We start from the raw sequence: 21739 nt of genomic DNA on the forward strand, positions 1-21739 counted from the left end.
ATTATTTCACTGTTACCTTTTGTTTTCCTTGGTTGATGAATGGCATCATAGCACGTAATTTTTCGCCAACTTCTTCGATTTGGTGGTTTGCGCCAGCTTCTTTGAATTTTGTATATTCAGGACGACCGTTTTCATTTTCAGCGATCCAACGTTTCGCAAATGTACCGTCTTGGATATCAGTTAATACATCTTTCATACGCGCTTTTACTGATGCGTCGATAATACGTGGACCTGAAACATAATCGCCCCACTCTGCTGTATCAGAAATTGAGTAGCGCATTGTCGCCATACCGCCTTCGAACATTAAGTCAACGATTAATTTAAGTTCGTGTAATGTTTCAAAGTAAGCTAATTCTGGTTGGTAACCTGCTTCAACTAATGTTTCGAAACCTGCTTTAACAAGTTCAGTTGTACCACCGCAAAGTACTGCTTGCTCACCGAATAGGTCAGTAACTGTTTCTTCAGCAAATGTAGTTTCAAGTAATCCGCCACGTGCAGAACCGATTCCTTTACCGTATGCAAGAGCTAAATCACGAGCTTGACCTGTCGCATCTTGGTGGATTGCGAATAATCCCGGTACGCCAGCTCCTTCAGTGAATTGACGACGTACTAAGTGTCCTGGACCTTTTGGAGCAACTAGGAATACGTCTACATCTGCTGGTGGTTGAATCTGACCGAAGTGTACGTTGAAACCGTGTGCGAACATTAACGCTTTACCTGGTGTTAAATGTGGTGCGATTTCTGCTTCGTATACTGCTTTTTGACGCTCATCAGGAAGTAAGATTTGGATTACATCTGCTTCTGCAGCAGCTTCTGCTACTGATTTAACTTCTACGCCATCTTCTTTTGCTGCATCATACGATTTACCTGGACGGATACCTACTACTACATCAAAACCTGATTCTTTTAAGTTAAGCGCATGAGCATGGCCCTGTGAACCATAACCGATGATCGCGATTTTTTTCCCTTGTAATACTTGCTCGTTAATTTCGTTTTCATAATACATTTTTGACATTTTCATTTCCTCCAATTAAGTGAATGTTTTTATATTTTGTAATTCGGGCTTCAGATGACATCCTCCACCCTGTTTTAAAAACAATAATATCTAACTTTTCGGTAATACTTTTAGTGCTTATTTTAAAATTGATAATTGCGGGCTTTCGATTTTTTGTGCCTCACGGATGGCTGCTGTAGCACCTGTACGTGTTAACTCTTTAATGCCATATGGACGAAGTAACTCGATAAATGCATCGATTTTTTCCGGGTGACCAACTACTTCATATGTCACGACATTTTTTGATGTATCGACAACTTGCGGACGGAATGGCTCAACGATTGCATTCATTTCTAAGCGCAAGTTTGGCGGTGAAACTACTTTTATAAGCGCCAGCTCACGAAGGACGATTGCTTTTTCTGTAATATCGTTTACTTTTAATACATCGATTTGCTTCGAAAGCTGTTTGATTAATTGTTCGATTTTATTCTCGTCTTCTACATGGACGATGAACGTCATCTTCGAAAAATTCGGCTGCTCTGTATGACCTACTGTAATCGATTCAATATTGAATTGACGTTTCATTAATAAGCCAGTCACTCGGTTCAATACGCCGCTTTGATTAATTACTGTTACTGTCAGCACTCGCTTCATGGCTTCTTCACTCCAATCATTTCATGTAATCCTTTACCAGGCGCAACCATTGGGAATACGCTCACAAGTTGCTTCACTCTGCAGTCAATAACAACCGGTTCATCTGAATTGATCGCTTCATCAAAGATTGCTTCTGCTTCTGATAAATTGTCAATGCGGTAGCCTTTAATGCCGTATGCATCGGCAAGTTTTACGAAGTCCGGCTGGATTGGCATTAAGCTTTGTGAATAACGCTCATCATAGAATGTTTCCTGCCATTGACGTACCATTCCTAAACAGCTGTTGTTAAGGATTACTACTTTTACCGGTAAGTTAAATTCTTTAAGTAATGCAAGCTCTTGGTTTGTCATTTGGAAGCCTGCATCACCTACAATCGAAATAACTTTCTTCTCAGGCTTCGCAAACTGTGCACCGATCGCTGCCGGGAAACCGAAGCCCATCGTGCCTAAACCGCCTGATGTTACCCAGTTATGCGGATTATTTAAATAATAGTATTGGGCTGCCCACATTTGATGCTGTCCAACATCCGTTGTGACAATCGCATCACCGTCCGTCAATTTATGAAGGATCTCAATTGCTTGCTGCGGTAACACTTCTTCTCCTGCCTCTTCATACCAAAGCGGAAATTTATCGCGGCTATCGTTTAAGTAATAAATCCATTCCGTCGTATCCGGTCCTTGGAAGTCTTTTTTCAACAGTGCAAACAATGCTTCTTTTGCATCCGCAACAATCGGAATATCAGTTGGTACATTTTTTCCGATTTCTGCCGGATCGATATCGATATGGATGATCGTAGCGTTCGGTGCAAATGTTGCTAAATTTCCTGTTAATCGGTCATCAAAGCGTGCACCGATATTAATTAATAAGTCGCATTTTGTAATGGCGTCATTTGCAGTTGCATAACCGTGCATCCCAGCCATTCCATAGAATTGTTTGTGCTGTCCGTGAATACTTCCTAAACCAAGCAATGTATTTACAACCGGTAAATTATATTTTTCAATAAATTCTGTCAATTGTTCGCGTGCATCTGCGAATAATACCCCGGCACCCGCCAGCACTAGGGGTTTTTTAGCTAAACTTAATGCTTGAATTGCCTTTTGGATTTGAAGATAATTCGGTTTCGTTGTCGGCTGATAACCCGGTAAATAAATATCTTCCGGAGCTTTAATTTCATCCAGGAATACTGTTTGAGAGATATTTTTCGGGAAGTCAATGACAACCGGTCCTTTACGTCCTGTATTGGCAATATGAAATGCCTCTTTTACAATACGAGGAATATCAGCTACGTCCTGCACCTGGTAGTTATGTTTTGTAATCGGTGTTGTAATTCCCATAATGTCCGCTTCCTGGAAAGCATCTGTACCAATTACGGATGTCGCAACTTGGCCTGTAAAAATAACTAACGGAATCGAGTCTATCATCGCATCGGCAATACCTGTTACAAGGTTTGTTGCGCCTGGTCCAGATGTTGCAATTACTACACCCGGTTTATTCATAACACGTGCATATCCTTCTGCCGCATGAATCGCACCTTGTTCGTGGCGTGTCAGAATGTGACGAATCGGATTACGGTAAAGCGCATCATAAATTTGTAATACTGCCCCACCCGGATAACCGAAAATAATATCAACATCTTGTTCATGCAGTGCCTGCACTAAAATATCGGCACCGTCTCTCGGTTTTGTTACTTGTTGTTCTTCGGGCTTTTCGATTTCTTGATTTACTGAAACGTTCGCACTCATAGTAATTTCTCCTTCCTTTTTCAAAGCTTTTTATGTGACGTCATTTTTATAAATTGATAAAAAGAAAAAGCCTTTTTCTCCGCACGCAAAAGAAAACCTCTTACGTAGGGATGAAAAAGACTTTTCATGGTACCACCCTCATTTATAACATCGATGAACATGTGCTTCTAAAAGAAACAGTGTCCACCTAGTTACCTCGCGAACCGCCTGAGCCTCTCCATTTCAAAATTCCCATTAGGAAATTTGTGCAACTAAACAAAGAGAACAGTTCATTAATAACGAGCACTTCGAATATGCCCGGAGCTATCTAATGGCGAATGCGTTTAATAGCTCACTCCGAGGGGATGTCGGATATAGTTGTATCGCCGGCTTCCACCAATACCGGCTCTCTGGTAGATACAAGACTCTATATCCTTTAACCTCATCAACGTTTTAAAGTATTCAGATTATATTTTCATTACGCCGCCCTGGGAAGCATTTGTTACTAAAGCAGAGTAACGTGCCAACCAGCCGCGCTTGATTTTTGGTTCAAATGGTTTTAAGTTTTGACGACGCTCTGCAAGAAGTTCGTCGGAAACTTGTAAATTGATCGTTCTGCTTGGCAAATCAATAATGATTGTATCGCCATTTTCGACTAATGCGACCGGTCCGCCTTCAGCAGCCTCCGGTGAAATATGACCGATTGAAATACCGCGTGATGCACCTGAGAAACGCCCATCTGTAATGAGTGCGACTTTCGTTCCTAGCCCACGCCCTTGAATCGCAGAAGTTGGTGCAAGCATTTCCGGCATACCCGGACCGCCTTTTGGACCTTCATAACGAATGACAACTACATGTCCTTCTCGTACTCGGCCTTCATCAATTGCCTGCTGTGCTTCTTCCTGCGAGTCGAATACAATCGCTTCACCTGTGAATGTTTTAATCGAAGGATCAACCGCTCCTACTTTAATTACCGAGCCTTCAGGGGCAATATTCCCGAATAATACGGAAAGTCCGCCTACAGCACTATATGGATTATCTTTTGTGCGAATGACACGATCATTAGTAATTTCATAATCTTTCACGAGTTCTCGCATTGAAACACCTGCGATTGTTGGTCTGTCAGGGTGAATTGCCCCTGGAATTTTTGTTAATTCATTAATAATCGCCTGAACACCGCCAGCTTTTGCAATGTCATCCATAGAAATGTCCGATGCCGGCATGATTTTTGCAATGTAAGGAACACGTTCTGCAACTTTGTTAATGTCTTCAATGTTGTAGTCAATTTCTGCTTCATTGGCGATTGCCAGTGTATGAAGCACTGTATTTGTAGATCCGCCCATTGCCATATCAAGAGCAAAAGCATCATCTATTGCTTCTTTTGTAACAATGTCGCGTGGTTTTACATCTTCTTTAATCATGCGTACTAAATGTTTCGCTGCTTCGTAAATTAATTCTTTACGTTTTTCGCTTGTTGCAACAATTGTACCGTTACCCGGTAATGCTAAGCCTAGCATTTCCATTAAACAGTTCATTGAGTTAGCTGTGAACATTCCCGAACAAGATCCGCATGTTGGACATGCATTGTTCTCGATATCAAGGAGCTCTTCAGCAGTCATCGTACCTGCTTTATGTGCACCGACCCCTTCAAAAACACTCGTTAATGATAATGTTTTACCTGAAGAAGAAGTACCTGCTTCCATCGGTCCTCCTGATACGAATACTGAAGGAACATTAGTACGAACAGCTGCCATTAACATACCGGGCGTAATTTTGTCACAGTTTGGTATGTAGAACACTCCGTCAAACCAGTGTGCGTTAATTACCGTTTCAGCTGAATCGGCAATAATTTCACGTGATGGCAATGAATAACGCATCCCGATATGACCCATTGCAATTCCGTCATCGACTCCAATTGTATTGAATTCGAAAGGAATCCCACCTGCTTCAATAATGGCCTCTTTTACTACATCCGCGAATTCTCGCAAATGGACATGGCCTGGAATAATATCAATATAAGAATTACATACACCGATAAATGGCTTTTCTAAATCTCTCGCCTTTACTTTCCCAGTAGCGTATAAAAGACTACGGTGTGGAGCTCGGTCAACTCCCATTTTAATCATATCACTTCTCATTTTAAACGCCCCTCAACGTAATGCTTTTACTCTAGCTGTATTTTTATATGTTCGATTTTTCATATAAAGTTCGAATATTCGAAATTCTATAATCAGAAAGTATCGAATGTTTTACACCTTGTAAGCTCACATCAAAATGTCGCTTGAGTGATGTGGTGTACTAAATTGTTGTTATCATAGTACGAAATGAACTTGAACGTCAACACTATTTTTTGAATTTTTTATACAATTCAAAAAGTCTGAATACTTTGCAATCGCTTTCATCCTCATTGATGTTACCTTTTTACTCTTTCGTCACACTTTTTCCAAAAATTGAATTTTTAAAATTTTTTGTACATATTTATTGACTACAAATCTTTTTCTCCATAAAAAAGAACCTAGCGCATATTCAGGCTAGATTCTATTAAGTATCGTAATCTATTAGAGTAATAATAATTCAATAGCAAAATTCAAAATGATTAAACTGTGGATTCCTACAAAAATTAACCCCTGACGGTCCAGCTTCTTCTTAATTGCCATATCCATATTAATCACCCCATTTATTTGATAACCTAACTATACATCATCACACATTAAAAATCAAAATATTTAGAATATTTAATTAATGTTTTTACCTACATTTTTTCATTAACAATGGCATAATAACCTTACAACTAAAAAGGAGTGATATACGGATGAAAAAAGCTTTAATCGTAATTGATTACACGTATGATTTTGTAGCAGATGATGGAAAATTAACTTGCGGCAAACCGGGACAGGCAATAGAAAAATATATTAGTACTTTAATAGAACAGTTTATTGAACAAAATGATGTTGTCATATTCGCTAATGATTTACATGTGGAAAACGATCCTTATCATCCCGAATCAAAATTATTTCCGCCCCACAATATTGTAGGAACTAAAGGCCGTGAACTTTATGGTTCAGTAAAAGAGCTATATGAAACATACCAGGATCGCGTTATTTCATTTGATAAAACCCGTTATAGTGCTTTTGCAGGTACGAATTTGGATATTTTACTTCGTGAACGCAATGTGGAGGAAGTTTTACTTGTAGGAGTATGTACTGATATTTGCATTTTGCATACCGCAGTGGACAGCTATAATTTAGGCTATAAAATTACGATTCCAGAACATGCCGTTGCAAGTTTTAATGAAAACGGTCATAAATGGGCACTTGGTCATTTTAAATCTTGTTTAGGTGCATCAATTATATAAAATAAAAAACAACACCTAATTTACTTTTCTATATAAAGTAATATTACTTCCATAATTTCCGGATCTGCTTAAAAACTTCCAGCTAAAAAAATGTTTAAGCTTCTGCCTGATAGGAAATAAATAACTAGATGCAATTATTATTCAATAATTTTAAACAAAGGAGTTGGACAGTATGATGAGTTTCATTTGGTTTTTAATTATCGGAGGTATTCTAGGTTGGTTAGCAGGTGTCATTTTAGGTAAAGATGTACCGGGTGGTATTATCGGTAATATTATTGCAGGTATCGTTGGTTCATGGATCGGTAGCATGATTTTAGGAAACTGGGGCTGGAAAGTTTCAGACTTCTATGTATTCCCAGCATTAATCGGTGCCATCATTTTAATCTTTATCGTAAGCTTTATCCTACGCTCAATGCGTAAAGCAACTTAATTATAAATCTGCATCTAGAATAATCAGCAAAAAGTGTGACGTTACGTCACACTTTTTTTATTTGTCCTCGTCAAGAGCAATTTTTTTCAACTGATTGCCGTAATCTCGGTACAGTTTATAGTAGTGTAAAATATCATCCACATAATCATCACTATGATTATACTGAAAAATAGCTTTTTTCAATTGCCCATCATTTACACCTGCAATGGATAAGAATTTGGCTGCACTGAATACGGCATCTTCAATATCGAACGGATCAGCTACACCGTCGCCATTTGCATCTACCCCATACCCGCCATATTTTTTTATGATTGCTGGATTCGTTTTATCATGATCCGGGATGTTCCCCTGCCCTAAATCTTTGCATGAAGGATGTTGCCAGCCTACGAATGTACAAGGCATAAACTGAAAATGGCCTTCTGCGCCAACAGGTGAAATAAGTGTTTTCATTGTGGAAAAACGGGTTTCTACGCGGTGATGCGCTGCCAAAAGTGTCCACGGAACACCATATTTTTCTTCGGCTGCGACATAAACAGGGATATATTCGATTGGAATTTCCAAATCAAATTGTTCCTGAATTTGCTGATACACTGTTTTTTCGGTAAATGGCCAACCGCGAAGTTGCTGCCAGCTGAAATAAGCGACAATATAAACTGTTAAAGTGATGGGGATAAGCAAAATAATTAATAAAATTTTAGTTTTCGGAGAGAGTAAAGGGTTCTTTTTTTTGCTTTTTGCCATATAAGCCACCAATCTTTAAGACGCAATAATGTTGTTACCTTTCATTCTACTAGAAAAGCAGGTAATTTTCACTGTTGAAAATTAGAATATCAATGTATAAAATTAGACTTTGTTTAATAAAGATAAGAGGAGTTGCTAGATAATGTGGAAAGACTTTAAGGAATTTGCGATGAAGGGCAATGTTATCGATTTAGCGGTTGCAGTTGTTATCGGTGCAGCATTCGGTAAAATTGTTACTTCATTGGTTGAGAATATTATTATGCCGCTTGTCGGTATGCTTACAGGCGGAATTGATCTGACAAACGAATGGAAGTTTGGATCAGGTGAAGCACAAGTTGCACTTGGCGTATTCGTTCAATCGATTATCGATTTCATTATTATTGCATTTGCTATTTTTATGGCTTTACGATTACTGACGAAACTGAACCGTAAAAAAGAAGCGCAAGTTGCGGAAGAACCGACACCGGAACTGGATGCAAAAGAAGAATTGTTAAAAGAAATCCGTGATTTATTAAAAAACGAGCAATCTAAATAAAAATATCTGATCCTAGTTTACAAATCAAACGTATTCTAGGATTTTTTAATTTTTTATTTCAATTATTTCCCTATTCTACTTAATACTCGTTTCTCCTATTGTCCCTTTCTTCAGTTCATGATAAATTGATGTAATACTCGATTCATTCGAAATGTTTAGCAAATTCATGTAAGGAAGTGTATTCATGTCACAACGTTCAATTGAAACAAAATTAGTACAGCTCGGAAATCTAAGCGATGCCAAAACAGGTGCGATCAATCCGCCGATCTATATGTCGACAGCTTATCAGCATACAGGCATTGGTGAATCGACAGGCTATGATTATACACGTACAAAAAATCCAACTCGTACAATTCTCGAACAAGGAATCGCAGAGCTAGAAAACGGCGATGCTGGATTTGCCTGCAGTTCTGGAATGGCGGCAGTACAACTTGTCATGTCATTATTTAAACCGAACGATGAATTGATCGTTCCGGAAGATTTATATGGCGGAACATATCGTCTATTTAAAACATTTGCGGAAAACTATAATATTAAACCGGTTTATAATCCGTTTACTAATGTGGAAGAAGTTGAAAGTTTAATCAATGAAAATACGAAAGCATTGTTTATCGAAACTCCGACAAATCCGTTAATGCAGGAAATCGATCTTGTGGAATATGCGGCTTTGGCAGAAAAACACAACTTATTGCTAATTGTAGACAATACTTTCTACACTCCTTATTTCCAGCGTCCTCTAGAATTGGGTGCACACATTGTTTTACATAGTGCAACAAAATATATTGGCGGACATAATGATGTATTGGCGGGTCTAGTCGTTGCAAAAGGTTCTGATTTATGCGAGAAGTTAACATTCTATCATAACGGTATCGGTATGGTCCTATCACCGATGGATTCATGGCTGCTGATTCGCGGGCTGAAAACATTGCATTTACGTTTAAAGCAGCATGATGCGAATGCAAAAAAAGTGGCGGAATACTTGGCTGATGAACCTCTTGTAACAGATGTACTGTATACAGGAAAAGGCGGCATGCTGTCTTTCCGTGTCAAAGAGCCGTCAATGGTCAACCCGTTTTTAAAAGGTATCAAACTGATAACATTTGCAGAAAGTCTTGGCGGCGTGGAAAGCTTTATTACTTACCCTGCCACTCAAACACATGCCGATATGCCATATGAAGAACGTGTTGCACGAGGTGTTTGTGACCGATTACTTCGTTTCTCAGTAGGTATTGAAGAAGCTGAAGATTTAATCGCAGACTTAAAGCAAGTTTTCGATTCGTTACGAGGTGAATTTGCATGACAAACCGCATTGAAACAGCATTAGTTCACGGAGCGATCCGTGAAGGCTATGCCGATAAAAAAGGTGCTGTAAATGTACCGATGTATTTATCATCGACTTTCCATCAGGAATCGATCGATGAATTTGGCGAATATGATTATGCTCGATCTGGAAACCCGACACGTGCCGCATTGGAAAAAGCGATTGCTGAACTTGAAGGCGGTAATCGAGGGTTTGCATTTGCCACAGGTATGGCAGCTGTATCAGCTTGCTTTATGATTTTATCTGCAGGCGACCATATCGTTATTACCGAAGATGTTTATGGTGGTACGTACCGTTTCGTTACAAAAGTATTGCCGCGCTACGGCATTACCCATACGTTTGTCGACTTTATCGATACTGAAGCAGTAAAAGCAGCTGTACGTCCTGAAACAAAATTAATTTATATGGAAACACCTTCAAATCCTACATTAGGCATCACAGATATTCATGGTGTAGTTGAAATCGCAAAACAACACGGTGCACTTACGTTTTTAGATAATACGTTCATGACACCGCTGCATCAAAAACCGCTTGAATTAGGTGTCGATATTGTTATTCATTCAGCTACGAAGTTTTTATCAGGGCATTCAGATATAGTAGCAGGCCTTGTTGTAACAAAAGATGAAGCGCTGGGCAATGAAATTTATTTTGTTCAAAATTCCTTCGGTTCTGTGCTCGGTGTACAAGATTGCTACACATTAATTCAAAACATGAAGACGACGGCTGTACGTTTTAACGAGGAATCTCGTGTTGCAATGCGCATCGCACAATTTTTGCATGCACATCCTTTAGTGGAAAAAGTATATTATCCTGGACTCCCTACTCACCCAGGGTTTGAAATTCATGCTGCACAGGCAACTTCAGCAGGTGCTGTATTATCATTTAGTTTACCGAATTATGAGATTGCAAGAGCTTTTGTGGAAGCGATGAAAATTCCGGTATTTGCAGTTAGTCTTGGTGGTGTTGAATCGATCTTATCGTACCCTGCCAAAATGAGTCATGCAGCGATGGAACCTGAAGAACGTGCAAAACGCGGAATTACTGATGGTTTGCTGCGCTTTTCAGTTGGGCTGGAAAATGAAGATGATCTGATTGAAGACTTTACACAGGCATTGGAAATCGCCAGTAACATCAAATAAAATAATGTGAAGGCCGACAAAATCTCCTGGAACGGATTTTGTTGGCCTTTCGTTATGCGCTTATTCACTTATTACCGATAATAAATTGATTTCATAGCCACCTTTACATGATTCAAAATTATAATCAGTTAAAGAACCCGTAACATCTTTACTTAATTTACCACATTGATAATTTTCAATATTTTTACTTCCGAAATTATCTTCTCGGTTATCAACTTGTATATTATATTGCCCTTCTTGAAATTCAACTTTCCAGTAAATTGGTGCCCCCTCTATCGTATAGCGCGTCATCTCCAATGACGTTTGTTTGTTTTCATCGGTATCTTTTAAAAACTGATGCAATAACTCCAAATTCTCGACCTGACCATTGTGATCTATGACACGATCGGTTCGTAAAGGGTCTATTTCCTGTTGTTCAATTGTTCCGGCTTGTTCGTTGTCTTGACAGCCCGCCAATAGAAGCAATAAGCCAAATGCGAGTAGTCTGTTCATTATATCCCCTCCTCTACAAGTTTAAATTTAACACAGAATAGTTTTCCTAATCCTTTATTTATAGACGCATAAAAAGGAAAATAGTTACAATAAACATTTATTTTGAATTCGAGATATTTTCCTTGCCATTTAATCATTTGAGTAGTAAAGTGATAATTAAGAAAGGACGTGTACAGATGAAAAGTAATACACTAGGCTCACTTATTTGGCTTCGAATGATGCGCTTTACCCATGAAAGTAATAACCTTTCGAATGGATTTTTAAAACAATTTGATTTGACGACGGCGCAATTCGATGTACTGATGCAAATCTCATTGTTTGAGCCAATTACCCAATCGGAGCTTGCAAAAAAAGTGACGGTAACACAAGGTGGGATTTCACGCATGCTGGCACGCCTCGAGCATGAACAGCTGATCATTAGAGAGCAAGACTGGAAAACGAAATATATTTCATTAACTGAAAAAGGTAATATACTTTTAAACAATGCGTTCGACGCGCAACTTGCCTTTCAAACGTCTTTCTTCGATGAAACGTTAACGAAGGAAGAGCAAAAGACCTTATATAAATTGATCTCCCGCGTTCAAAAAAATAGCGAACAGCGCAGTAAATAATTATTGGAGGAATAAACATGTATACAATTCCAGGACATCATCATATTTCGATGATTACAAAAAATGCACAGCAAAACAACAAATTTTACCGGGATATTTTAGGATTACGCCGTGTTAAAGTGACGGTCAATCAGGATGATACATCAATGTACCACCTCTTTTATGGTGATAAAACAGGCAGTCCGGGTACAGAGCTTTCATTTTTCGAGATTCCATTAGTTGGACGCACACACCGAGGCACAAATGCCATTACAAAAATCGGTTTGATCGTACCAAGCGTCGATAGCCTGCAGTATTGGGCAAAACGCCTGGATGAGTTTGGCGTTAAACATGAAGGTATTACAACATTTGCCGGTCGCTCTGCCCTCCTTTTTGAAGATGAAGAAGGATTACGTTTGGCACTTATAGCTGCACCAAATACGAAAGTGGGACATTGGGAAACATATGAAAAATCCCCGATTCCGGTCGAACATCAAATACAAGGTATGGGAACTGTTGAAATAACCGTAAAAAATAAAGGAAAACTAGTTCGAACATTAACAGAAATCTTTCGTTTTGAATTGAAAATACAAGATGAAACAACTGCCCTCCTCCAATCGATCGATGATGAAATGTTTGGGGAAATATATATTATCGAACAGGACGGACCATCGGAAAAACCTGGTCGCGGCAGTATTCACCATTTGGCAATTCGCGTGAAAAACGATGAAGAACTTGCGTATTGGGATGAGCAAGTAATAGCACGAGGGTTTATATCCTCGGGCATTGTCGACCGTTTCTATTTTAAAAGCCTATATTTCCGTGAATCGAATGGAATCTTATTTGAAATTGCGACAGATGGACCCGGCTTTTTACGCGACGGCGATGTGGACTCGCTCGGTGAACAATTGGATTTACTGGATTTTTTGGAACAGCAGCGTGAAGAAATTACAGCAAAATTGAAGCCTATTTTATAAGGGGGCAATGATTATGGAACAATATCGAATCAATGAAAAAAATGGGATGGAGTTTGGACTATATACGTTAGGTGACCATATTCCGAATCCTTTAACAGGGTCACGCATTTCCCCGCAGCAGCGCATTCAGGAAATCATCGAAGCGAGCCAATTGGCAGAACAGGCAGGAATTGATGTATTTGCAGTCGGCGAAAGTCATCAGCAATATTTCACAACACAGGCTCATTCAGTCGTACTCGGTGCTATTGCACAGGCAACGAAAAGTATTAAACTGTCAAGCTCTGCGACAGTGTTAAGCGTAGCTGATCCAGTCCGTGTTTATGAGGATTTTGCGACAATCGATTTAATTTCGAATGGCCGTGCAGAAATCGTTGCAGGACGCGGCTCACGTGTTGGCGCACATGAACTGTTCGGGGTTAGTCTACGTGACTACGAGGATATTTTTGAGGAAAAACTTGCTCTGTTAAAACAGTTAAATGACAATTCGGTTGTAAACTATAATGGCAAATTTCGTCCTACTTTAAAGGAGGCACATATTTTACCTCAGCCTTTAAATGGCTCGATTCCGATTTGGCGGGCTGTTGGCGGTCCTCCCGGAAGTGCAATAAAAGCCGGCTATATGGGCATTCCAATGATGCTGACAACTTTAGGTGGACCTTCGATAAACTTTAAAGCTTCTGTTGATGCCTACCGCGAAGCAGCAGATCGCAGTGGTTTTGATGCGTCATCTTTACCTATTGCAACGACGAGTCTGTTTTATGTTGCTGAAACGGAAAAAGAAGCGGTTGATGGGATGCACCCGCATTTAAGCGGCGGTTTCCAGGCAATTCGAGGTCAAGGCTATCCGCGCTGGCAAGTGGAACAGGCTCCGCAAGTGGAAGATGCACTCATGGTCGGCAGTCCGAACCAAATTATCGAAAAGATGCTGTACCAATACGAATTGTTTGGTATGCAGCGCTTCATGGCCCAAATCGATTTTGGCGGTGTGCCGTTTGATAAAGTAATGAAAAATATCGAACTGATTGGTAACGAAATCATTCCGGCAATTAAAAAATATACAGCGAAATAATATGAAACCCATCCGTTTTATATGAATGAAATGGATGGGTTTTTTGTTAATGCTTATACGGACTCTATAAAAAACAGCGGTATAAATTAACGTTATTGATGCTCTGTTATCGGCTCCATTTTTATAGTGGAACTAGTTGCCTCGTCCGATTCAATCATTTTTCCGTATTTCATCATTTTATAGCAGTACAAGATAAATTTTATATTACTGATAAGTGAGATAATACCTGCTATTACGAAAATGATCGTAAATACAATCCAGTCGATATGAATCAAAATATAGTTTGCTGTCATTAAAAACCACATACTGCCAATCAGCCAATTTTTAACCCTTTTCGTGTAATCCATATGCGGTGTCTGTTCAGCAAAACTGAAGCAAATCCCAAAAATATAATAATAAAATATGAGGTTTACAAAACTTATAATAAATTCGTAGCTGATTAAATATTCTTGCGGAACCCCTGAAAAGATTCCTTGCAGTACTGGCATTTCAAATATAGATAGAATCCCAGCAAGCCAGCTTAACCAGAAAGCGGTTTTGTTGTATTTTGAATTAACATATTTGTGAATTGCAAAAGCAATCAAAGTAAATCCAATAATATCCGGAAGCCAGTCAATTACGATTTGTACGTCAAAGATAATGATGAGGTATCCAATTAGCAACCGAGAAAAAAATTGATGCATTAGCGATTCCCCATTTTCTGTACGAAATTTTCAACCCATTGTTCAGATGGTGCATTATTCATATAAAATCTCAAATTTTCAACAAAAGGCTCCCCTGTATCAAGTGTTCCGCGTAGAATGATATCGGTGTACATCGATTGCCAAAAACTATAAGTCGATGTTGTACGAATTGATAGGTTTTCCCCTTGTTCTGTATTGTACGGAACTGTCAATGGCATCTCATCTTTATAAATATCGATATTCTCTAATGGAAAGGTCGATTCGATTGATTCAATCGTTGCAACTTCTTTGACAGTAAACGTCGTAAGTGCACCATCCTCTACTAATTCATGCTGTTGCTTTACTGTAAAAGGTTTATCGTTATATTTCTCCAATACTGCTAAATTCAGCGGAAATGATTGCGTGTATCCATTTGAAAATACAGCTGTCGCCTCATTCAAGTCTTGAAGCAGGTCAAACATATTTTCTTCCACTTTAAATTGGGCTGTATGCAATTCGTAATACTGGTAGGTTTCCATTTTTGTATCTACTTTAGTGTTCAAAGGATTAAAGTGTCCATCATTCTTATCGTTTATAGGGCTCAACTGTAAAATCCCCGCATTAATATATGGAATCTCCAAATTCTCATTACGATTTATTAAGTAACTAACCGTTATGAATTGCTTATCCTCATTACCTTCCTGCAGTATTTGCGTGCCAAACGGAATAATGAGCGGTTCTTCAATTGTTTTGCCATGTAAAACAACTGTACTGCTTATAAAAATGAGCAATGTTACTGCAAGCATTGCCATGAAACGTCTGCCCAATCAACCTACCCCCTTTTGTATAACAATAACAAAGTTGGTAGTATCATTCACATGTTTCAAAAAAAAACCGTGAAGCATATATTCCTTCACGGGTTAGAATCAGGTGTTATCCATACTTTTGTTGTTAATTCGATTTTAAAAAGTCAGGATCCATATAGGCTGGATTCGGGTATTTGTAGAAACCTTCGCCTGTTGAAACGCCCATTTTACCTAGATCAATCATTTCGCGTTTAATTTTTTCTGCGACTAATTTTGCTGCCGGATCGTGCTCAGCGCGCATTAAGTTTAAATTATACGGTGTTTCCATTCCTACGATGTCATATATTGCAAATGGTCCGCGTGGCGACCCTGTTGAAACCATCCAGTTTTTATCGATTGTATGCGGATCTGCAATATCTTTCACCCAAAGCTCCATTGCCGCAGATAAAAACGGTACTAATAATGAATTAAGAATATAGCCAGGCTGCTCTTTTTTCAAAACAAACGGAATCATACCGATATTACGTGCAAAATCTGCCACCTGTTCAACATACTGCATATCTGTACCGGGATGTCCCATTACTTCCGCCGTATTGTTTTGCCAAATGGAGTTCGCAAAGTGTAATGCCAGAAACTTTTCCGGACGCCCCGTAAACTCAGCAAATTGGCTTGGTAATAATGTTGAGGAATTGGAAGCAAAGACTGTTTTTTCAGGCGCCACTTTCCCTAGGTTTTCATAGAATTTCTGTTTAATTTCTATACGTTCAGGTACTGCTTCAATAACAATATCTGCATCTTTTGTTGCTTCTGTTAAATCGGTGAAAAATTGAAGACTGCCAGAAGCTTTTTCAGCACGGTCAAAGTCTCGAAAATATTCGCCATATGTTGTTTTTAATGTGGCCATCCGCTGTTTTGCCTTAGTGATTGCTTCTTCATTAATATCATAAACACTAACTTCAAATCCGAAAAATGCGGATTGGAATGCAATTTGGCTACCTAAAACACCGCTTCCTGCAATTGTAACCTTTTTATAATTCATAGGTACCTCTCCTTTTTTAATAGCTCAATCCACTGAGAGTGTTCCCTGTTTTACGGTAAATGAAAAGCAGTTACCTCATAAATTAACAAATAGTTAGAGTTATTCATTCAATAAAAAAAACCTGCGAAAGGAATGACTCCTTCGCGAGGTTCATTTTATACAGTTACTTTACTTTTGGGTGCAACACTTTCCCACACCTTTTCGATGCGTTCTTTTGCTGCTTCCTCCAATGTAAAGCCATTGTCAGTTTTCGTTACTTGTGAATCAACGATATAAATCGGGCTTGAAATTGTTGTTGCCCCTAAAATCGAAAGTACCGGCTTCAATGAATATTCCAGTGCCAATAAATGTGCAATTGACCCGCCTATTGCAACTGGTACGACAATTTTGTTTTCCAGCCCTTTTTGCGGCAGTAAATCGATGAATGTTTTCAAAATGCCAGTATAGGAACCTTTATAGATCGGTGTAAGGAAAAATACGATATCGGCCTCCCCTACTTTGACAATTTCTTCAGCAATCGCTTCACTCGCATAGTTTGCAGTAATTAAGTCTTCTGCAGGCAACTGATGAACCTGAATTGTTTCATGAGAAATGCCCTGCTGCTCAAGCAATGATTCAATTGATTGCTGAACGCATGTCAATCGGGATGTCACACTGTTTCCCCCATTAATTAAAATCGCTTTTGTCATGATTCACTCCTCCTAAATATTTTGTAAAGTATAACGGGATGGGACTTGTTTTAACCCTAAATTTTCACGTAGTGTCTTACCTTCATATTCTGTACGGAATACCCCGCGCTTTTGAAGCTCCGGAATAACTAAATCAATAAAATCGGTAAAACCGCCCGGGAAATACGGAGGCATTAAGTTGAAGCCATCCGCAGCTTCCTGATCTACCCACTCTATTAACTGATCGGCTATTTCACTTGGTGAACCGAAAATAATGCGATGACCACGTGAACCGGCGATACGTAAATACAGCTCACGAATCGTCAGATTTTCACGTTCCGCCAGTTCGATGATCAGCTGCTGTCGGCTACGGTTACCATTTGTCGGATGAATGTCTTTCGGCAATGGGCCATCCAAGTCATGTTGTGACAGATCAACACCTAAATAGTCTGCTAAAAAGTCCAGGCCGATTTCCGGTGTAATCAACTGTTGCAGTTCCTCATATTTGGCGTAGGCCTTTTCTTTCGTTTCCGCCACGTAAATCGATACGCCCGGCATGATTTTGATATCATCGCGGTCACGGCCTGCAGCAACTGCCTTGTCTTTCAGTTTTATATAAAATTGTTGTGCATCCTCAAGCGTCTGCTGTGCTGTAAAAATAACATCCGCTTGTTGTGCAGCAAGTGATGTACCGGATTCTGATGATCCTGCCTGCACTAAAACCGGTCTTCCTTGAGGCGGACGCGATGAATTTAATGGACCGCGTACTGCGTAATATTCACCTTTATGGTTTAAAGTGTGCAACTTCCCTTTTGTAATATATTCACCCGTCTGTTTATTGCGTGCCAATGCATCATCTTCATAAGAATCCCATAATCCTTTTACTACTTCGACAAACTCATCTGCACGTTCATAGCGTAAAGAATGATCTAGGTGCTGACCCTTGTTAAAGTTGCTCGCTTCTGCCGAATAGTAACTTGTTACAATATTCCATGCAGCTCGCCCGCCGCTTAAATGGTCAAGCGATGAAAACTTACGCGCGATATGAAATGGCTCATTATATGTTGTTGAAGCAGTAGCTGTTAAACCGATATTTTTTGTCACTGTTGATAAGACACTTAGTAATGTAAGTGGTTCAAAGCGAACTTGTTCTGCCGGGTGTGAAAGCTCGTTAAAAGATAAACCATCACTTAAAAACAGCATATCTAATTTCCCTTGCTCCGCTTTTACAGCTACTTCTTTAAAAAACTCGACATTTTCGCTTGCATCAGCCTGTGCATCCGGATGACGCCATGAAGCGATATGGTGCCCTGTACCCATTAAAAAAACGCCTAATTTCATTTGTTTTTTCGTCATTTACGTACCTCCTACACTAACTGCTCTTCGCGTTTAGTCAATATTTCATGAACGAGTGGAATGACCTTTTCGCCAATCTCTTCGATTACTTCCAAATGCGGGAAACCGCGCAGCAGTACTTTATCAAAGCCTAAGTCGACAAACTCCACTATGCGCTCTGCTACCTGCAGTGGCGTGCCGACTAGTGCAATCGAGTTTCCCGATAACACTTGTGTTAACCCTGCCCAAATATTCGGTGCGATTACGAAGTTATTGTCTTTCGACTCAAGCATCAACTGATGAAGGCGGCTCACACCTACTGCTCCGTTGCTAACTGTATTGGCATGTTTTGCTTCCAACACTTCCGGGTCCACTTGGCTAATAATTTTGTTCGCATTTTCAATAGCAGCTTCTTCTGTATCACCTAAAACGACTTGGAATGAAACACTGTATGAAAGACCACGACTTTTTTCTTTTGCCAGTTTAACAACTGTTTCCAGCTCTTCTTTTGTCGTTTCCAATGTTTCGCCCCAAAGCATGTAAACATCAGCTACATCTGTTGCGACTTCTTTTGCAATCGGTGATGAACCACCGAAGAAAATCGGAGGCGCATTTTTAACAGGCAATGGTAAGTTCGCTCCTTTTAATGTGTAGAACTCGCCATTATAATCAAACGTTTCCCCGTTAAACAAACGTTTTAAAATTTCAATATACTCACGTGTACGCTTGTAACGATCTGTATGTGATAAGAAGTCCCCGTCATTTTCAAGTTCTTTTGGCGCTCCGCCTGTTACGACATTGACAAATACACGGTTATTCGTCCAGTAGTTGACTGATGAGTACTGTTTTGCCAGTTGTGTAGGCGCAGTAGAACCAGGTCGAACTGCAATCAGGTAATTCAATGTCTTTGTATGTGCAGTCAAATGCGATGCAGCAACCAATGAATCAACACAGCTTCCGCCAATCGGTAACAATAATGTAGAGAAGCCTGCTTTTTCAGCAGCCTGTGCAACTTTTGTAATATAATCTACAGAAGGTTCACGATCCGAATCAACACCGACACCTGACCATGTTTGTGCACCTTTATTTGACGTTTGGTTCCCTACATATTCACTATCGCCAGAAGTTGGCGCCATCGTAATAAACTCTACTTTTGTCATTTTAATTCCTCCTTATTTTGTAACCGGTGCACTTGCCACTACTTCATCAGCCGGTAATTCGTTTGATTGTTGAATTGTGCCGGATTTTAAATGTTCTGCAACCTCTGCATAAGATTGATTTGCCGGAATGTTAATAAATGAAATTTGTTCTTCCTGTGCTTTTTTGTAAGATAATTCACAGAAAGTTTCAGGCGGTGCAACAAAAGTTGTCGCTCCCAGTTCAATTGCTTTACGTAATGTTGCGCCACGGCGTCCTTCTGTTAAATCAAGGGCCGGATTACGCAGATCTTCTACAGAATGGTCCTGCTGAATAATACGTAAAATCGTTCCTTCCACAATCGGTGTTACAATACCTTCATCATTTACTACAACTGCAATCGCCATTTTAAAATCCCCCTTTTATTTTGTTATTTGAGCTACTTCGGCAGCTTTTTGCAAGCTTTGTGCCAAGTCGTTTTTAATATCTTCAATATCTTCCAAACCAATTGATAAACGGATCAGACCAGGTGTTACACCACTTGCCAATTGCTGTTCCGGTGATAATCGTGAATGTGATGTGCTTGCCGGATGAATGACAAGTGACTTCGAGTCTCCAACATTGGCAACATGTGAAAGAAGCTGAACATTATTAATAAATGCCTTTGCTGCCTCTAGTCCGCCTTTGATACCAAAGCTGAATATTGACCCTGCCCCTTTTGGTAAATACTTCTCTACTAAATTGTTTGGATCATTGTCAGGTAGTGTCGGATAATTTACCCATTCCACTAAATCATGCTCCGCTAAATATTCAGCAACTGCCTGTGCGTTCACAACATGCTGACGAACACGCACTGCCAGTGATTCAAGACCTTGAATGAAGAGCCATGCATTGAACGGTGATAATGTTGCACCTAGATCATGCCCTAGCTCAAAGCGTGCCTTCGTAATGAATGCTTTTTCTCCTGCTGCTTCAACAAATGAACGGTTGCCGATTAATTCATTCGGTTCAGCGAAGCTTGTGAATCGAGGCGCTTTCCATTCAAATTTCCCGCCATCAATAATCGCGCCGCCTAATGATGTTCCGTGACCGCCGATAAATTTCGTTGTGGAATGTACAACAATATCTGCTCCAAATTCAATCGGCTTCGATAAGTAAGGAGTCGCAAATGTATTATCAACAATAAGTGGTACATCATGGCGGTGGGCTACTTTTGCCAATCCTTCAATATCTGCAATTTGCAAGCTCGGATTGCCGATAGTTTCAGAGAATACGGCACGTGTTTTGTCATTGATTGCTGCTTCAACTTCCTGTAAGTTAGATCCTTCGACAAAGCGTACTGTTACACCGAAGCGAGGCAAAGTTTTAGAGAACATTGTATATGTGCCGCCATAAAGAGCGTTCGTTGCTACAATTTCATCGCCTGCCTGTGCGACAGTCAGTATGGCAATTAAGATTGCCGCCTGTCCTGAAGCGACCGCAAATCCTCCGACACCGCCTTCCAGTGCAGCTAGACGTTCTTCAAATACAGCATTTGTCGGATTGGCATTTCGCGAATATAAATAGCCGCTTTCCTGTAATTTAAATAAGTTTGCCGCATGTTCCGTGTCATCAAATACATATGAAGTAGTTTGATACAGCGGAACTGCACGTGAGCGAGTTACCGGATCAACTGTTTGACCTGTATGGAGAGCGATTGTTTCCTGATTAGAAAATGTCATATGAAAGATTCTCCTTAATAAAGAAATTTTTGAGTAAGTTTAAGCTATTCCTGTTCTGTCCGTTCACCTTTTACGGTGTGAACTACTTTCCGTTACCAAAAGAATATAATACCTATAAAAATAGTATGAATATAAAACAAAAAAAATCTGAGCACTTACTTTCACCATATTTCCAAGACAAATTTGACTTAATTTGTTGTATTGCTATTACTGGAAATAGAATTTTCTAGCAATTCAGTAATCTTAATTCGTAAGTTTACAGATGCTTTTATTCAATGTCAATAGTTAATTTAAATAATCCTTACTGGAATAGTATGCTTTTAGCAAATTAACGTAAAAAAATAAATTTATTT

General features: G+C 39.5%; 22 protein-coding genes. 8 read left to right on the top strand and 14 right to left on the bottom strand.

Annotation, left to right across the window (positions count from 1 at the left end; translation table 11 throughout):
- Window position 1: 1 nt before the first annotated feature.
- From ilvC to ilvD, 4 genes are all read right to left on the bottom strand, one after another.
- Window positions 2–1015, bottom strand: a complete 1014-nt coding sequence (gene ilvC, locus AC0VXV_RS10130; protein WP_079526917.1) for a ketol-acid reductoisomerase — start codon at window positions 1013–1015, stop codon at window positions 2–4.
- A gap of 117 nt (window positions 1016–1132) precedes the next feature.
- On the bottom strand, window positions 1133–1648 hold the full coding sequence (gene ilvN, locus AC0VXV_RS10135) for an acetolactate synthase small subunit (protein ID WP_008403681.1): 516 nt from the start codon (window positions 1646–1648) through the stop codon (window positions 1133–1135).
- Window positions 1645–3390 carry a biosynthetic-type acetolactate synthase large subunit gene (ilvB, locus tag AC0VXV_RS10140; protein WP_475528032.1) on the bottom strand — a complete coding sequence of 582 codons (1746 nt, stop codon included), beginning with the start codon at window positions 3388–3390 and terminating at the stop codon, window positions 1645–1647. Before ilvB ends, ilvN begins: the two co-directional genes overlap by 4 nt.
- Window positions 3391–3836: 446 nt before the next feature.
- Window positions 3837–5507 (bottom strand): dihydroxy-acid dehydratase, encoded by a 1671-nt coding sequence (ilvD, locus tag AC0VXV_RS10145; RefSeq protein WP_475528033.1) that lies wholly within the window; start codon window positions 5505–5507, stop codon window positions 3837–3839.
- 674 nt (window positions 5508–6181) lie between these two features.
- Here ilvD and AC0VXV_RS10150 point away from each other — a divergent pair.
- Together AC0VXV_RS10150 and AC0VXV_RS10155 are read left to right on the top strand one after the other, a co-directional pair.
- The gene (locus AC0VXV_RS10150; RefSeq protein ID WP_475528035.1) at window positions 6182–6724 is read left to right on the top strand and encodes a cysteine hydrolase family protein; all 543 of its coding nucleotides are present in this window, start codon (window positions 6182–6184) and stop codon (window positions 6722–6724) included.
- Between the two features lie 172 nt (window positions 6725–6896).
- The gene (locus AC0VXV_RS10155) at window positions 6897–7154 is read left to right on the top strand and encodes a GlsB/YeaQ/YmgE family stress response membrane protein (RefSeq protein WP_340801317.1); all 258 of its coding nucleotides are present in this window, start codon (window positions 6897–6899) and stop codon (window positions 7152–7154) included.
- A 57-nt stretch (window positions 7155–7211) separates the two neighbouring features.
- Here AC0VXV_RS10155 and AC0VXV_RS10160 read toward each other — a convergent pair whose 3' ends face one another.
- Window positions 7212–7895 carry a lytic transglycosylase domain-containing protein gene (locus AC0VXV_RS10160; RefSeq protein WP_475528036.1) on the bottom strand — a complete coding sequence of 228 codons (684 nt, stop codon included), beginning with the start codon at window positions 7893–7895 and terminating at the stop codon, window positions 7212–7214.
- A 142-nt stretch (window positions 7896–8037) separates the two neighbouring features.
- Here AC0VXV_RS10160 and mscL point away from each other — a divergent pair, with 142 nt between their 5' ends.
- From mscL to AC0VXV_RS10175, 3 genes are all read left to right on the top strand, one after another.
- Window positions 8038–8430: a large conductance mechanosensitive channel protein MscL gene (gene mscL / locus AC0VXV_RS10165; RefSeq protein ID WP_475528038.1), complete on the top strand. Its 393-nt coding sequence runs from the start codon at window positions 8038–8040 to the stop codon at window positions 8428–8430.
- A 184-nt stretch (window positions 8431–8614) separates the two neighbouring features.
- The gene (locus AC0VXV_RS10170) at window positions 8615–9730 is read left to right on the top strand and encodes a methionine biosynthesis PLP-dependent protein (protein ID WP_475528039.1); all 1116 of its coding nucleotides are present in this window, start codon (window positions 8615–8617) and stop codon (window positions 9728–9730) included.
- Window positions 9727–10890: an aminotransferase class I/II-fold pyridoxal phosphate-dependent enzyme gene (locus AC0VXV_RS10175; protein WP_475528040.1), complete on the top strand. Its 1164-nt coding sequence runs from the start codon at window positions 9727–9729 to the stop codon at window positions 10888–10890. The genes AC0VXV_RS10170 and AC0VXV_RS10175 overlap by 4 nt, the downstream gene beginning before the upstream one ends.
- Window positions 10891–10950: 60 nt before the next feature.
- Here the strand turns inward: AC0VXV_RS10175 and AC0VXV_RS10180 are convergent, their stop codons facing one another.
- Window positions 10951–11382, bottom strand: coding sequence for a DUF4362 domain-containing protein (locus AC0VXV_RS10180; protein WP_475528041.1), 432 nt, complete (start codon window positions 11380–11382; stop codon window positions 10951–10953).
- A gap of 176 nt (window positions 11383–11558) precedes the next feature.
- Here AC0VXV_RS10180 and AC0VXV_RS10185 point away from each other — a divergent pair, with 176 nt between their 5' ends.
- Genes AC0VXV_RS10185 through AC0VXV_RS10195 form a run of 3 tightly spaced genes read left to right on the top strand, consistent with a single transcriptional unit; the run spans window position 11559 to window position 14018 of the window.
- On the top strand, window positions 11559–11993 hold the full coding sequence (locus tag AC0VXV_RS10185) for a MarR family winged helix-turn-helix transcriptional regulator (RefSeq protein ID WP_475528042.1): 435 nt from the start codon (window positions 11559–11561) through the stop codon (window positions 11991–11993).
- A 17-nt stretch (window positions 11994–12010) separates the two neighbouring features.
- The gene (locus AC0VXV_RS10190) at window positions 12011–12949 is read left to right on the top strand and encodes a ring-cleaving dioxygenase (RefSeq protein WP_475528043.1); all 939 of its coding nucleotides are present in this window, start codon (window positions 12011–12013) and stop codon (window positions 12947–12949) included.
- Window positions 12950–12962: 13 nt separating this feature from the next.
- Complete coding sequence (locus tag AC0VXV_RS10195; protein ID WP_475528044.1) at window positions 12963–14018, top strand: LLM class flavin-dependent oxidoreductase; 1056 nt, start codon at window positions 12963–12965, stop codon at window positions 14016–14018.
- Between the two features lie 92 nt (window positions 14019–14110).
- Here AC0VXV_RS10195 and AC0VXV_RS10200 read toward each other — a convergent pair whose 3' ends face one another.
- From AC0VXV_RS10200 to AC0VXV_RS10235, 8 genes are all read right to left on the bottom strand, one after another.
- Window positions 14111–14701 carry a hypothetical protein gene (locus AC0VXV_RS10200; RefSeq protein WP_475528045.1) on the bottom strand — a complete coding sequence of 197 codons (591 nt, stop codon included), beginning with the start codon at window positions 14699–14701 and terminating at the stop codon, window positions 14111–14113.
- Entirely contained in the window at window positions 14701–15507 is an 807-nt protein-coding gene (locus AC0VXV_RS10205; protein ID WP_475528047.1) for a hypothetical protein, read from the bottom strand. The genes AC0VXV_RS10200 and AC0VXV_RS10205 overlap by 1 nt, the downstream gene beginning before the upstream one ends.
- Window positions 15508–15631: 124 nt before the next feature.
- On the bottom strand, window positions 15632–16525 hold the full coding sequence (locus AC0VXV_RS10210) for a 3-hydroxyacyl-CoA dehydrogenase (RefSeq protein WP_475528048.1): 894 nt from the start codon (window positions 16523–16525) through the stop codon (window positions 15632–15634).
- A gap of 155 nt (window positions 16526–16680) precedes the next feature.
- Window positions 16681–17214, bottom strand: coding sequence for an NADPH-dependent FMN reductase (gene ssuE, locus AC0VXV_RS10215; protein ID WP_475528049.1), 534 nt, complete (start codon window positions 17212–17214; stop codon window positions 16681–16683).
- Between the two features lie 12 nt (window positions 17215–17226).
- A complete protein-coding gene (locus AC0VXV_RS10220; RefSeq protein ID WP_475528051.1) occupies window positions 17227–18549 on the bottom strand; it encodes an LLM class flavin-dependent oxidoreductase in 1323 nt (440 codons plus the stop codon).
- A gap of 11 nt (window positions 18550–18560) precedes the next feature.
- Window positions 18561–19688, bottom strand: a complete 1128-nt coding sequence (locus AC0VXV_RS10225) for an LLM class flavin-dependent oxidoreductase (RefSeq protein ID WP_475528052.1) — start codon at window positions 19686–19688, stop codon at window positions 18561–18563.
- A gap of 12 nt (window positions 19689–19700) precedes the next feature.
- Window positions 19701–20072, bottom strand: a complete 372-nt coding sequence (locus tag AC0VXV_RS10230) for a chemotaxis protein CheY (protein ID WP_475528053.1) — start codon at window positions 20070–20072, stop codon at window positions 19701–19703.
- Between the two features lie 15 nt (window positions 20073–20087).
- Window positions 20088–21386: an O-acetylhomoserine aminocarboxypropyltransferase/cysteine synthase family protein gene (locus AC0VXV_RS10235; protein WP_475528055.1), complete on the bottom strand. Its 1299-nt coding sequence runs from the start codon at window positions 21384–21386 to the stop codon at window positions 20088–20090.
- Window positions 21387–21739 lie beyond the last annotated feature (353 nt).

The sequence above is a fragment of the Solibacillus sp. iso_87 genome (assembly GCF_056173085.1).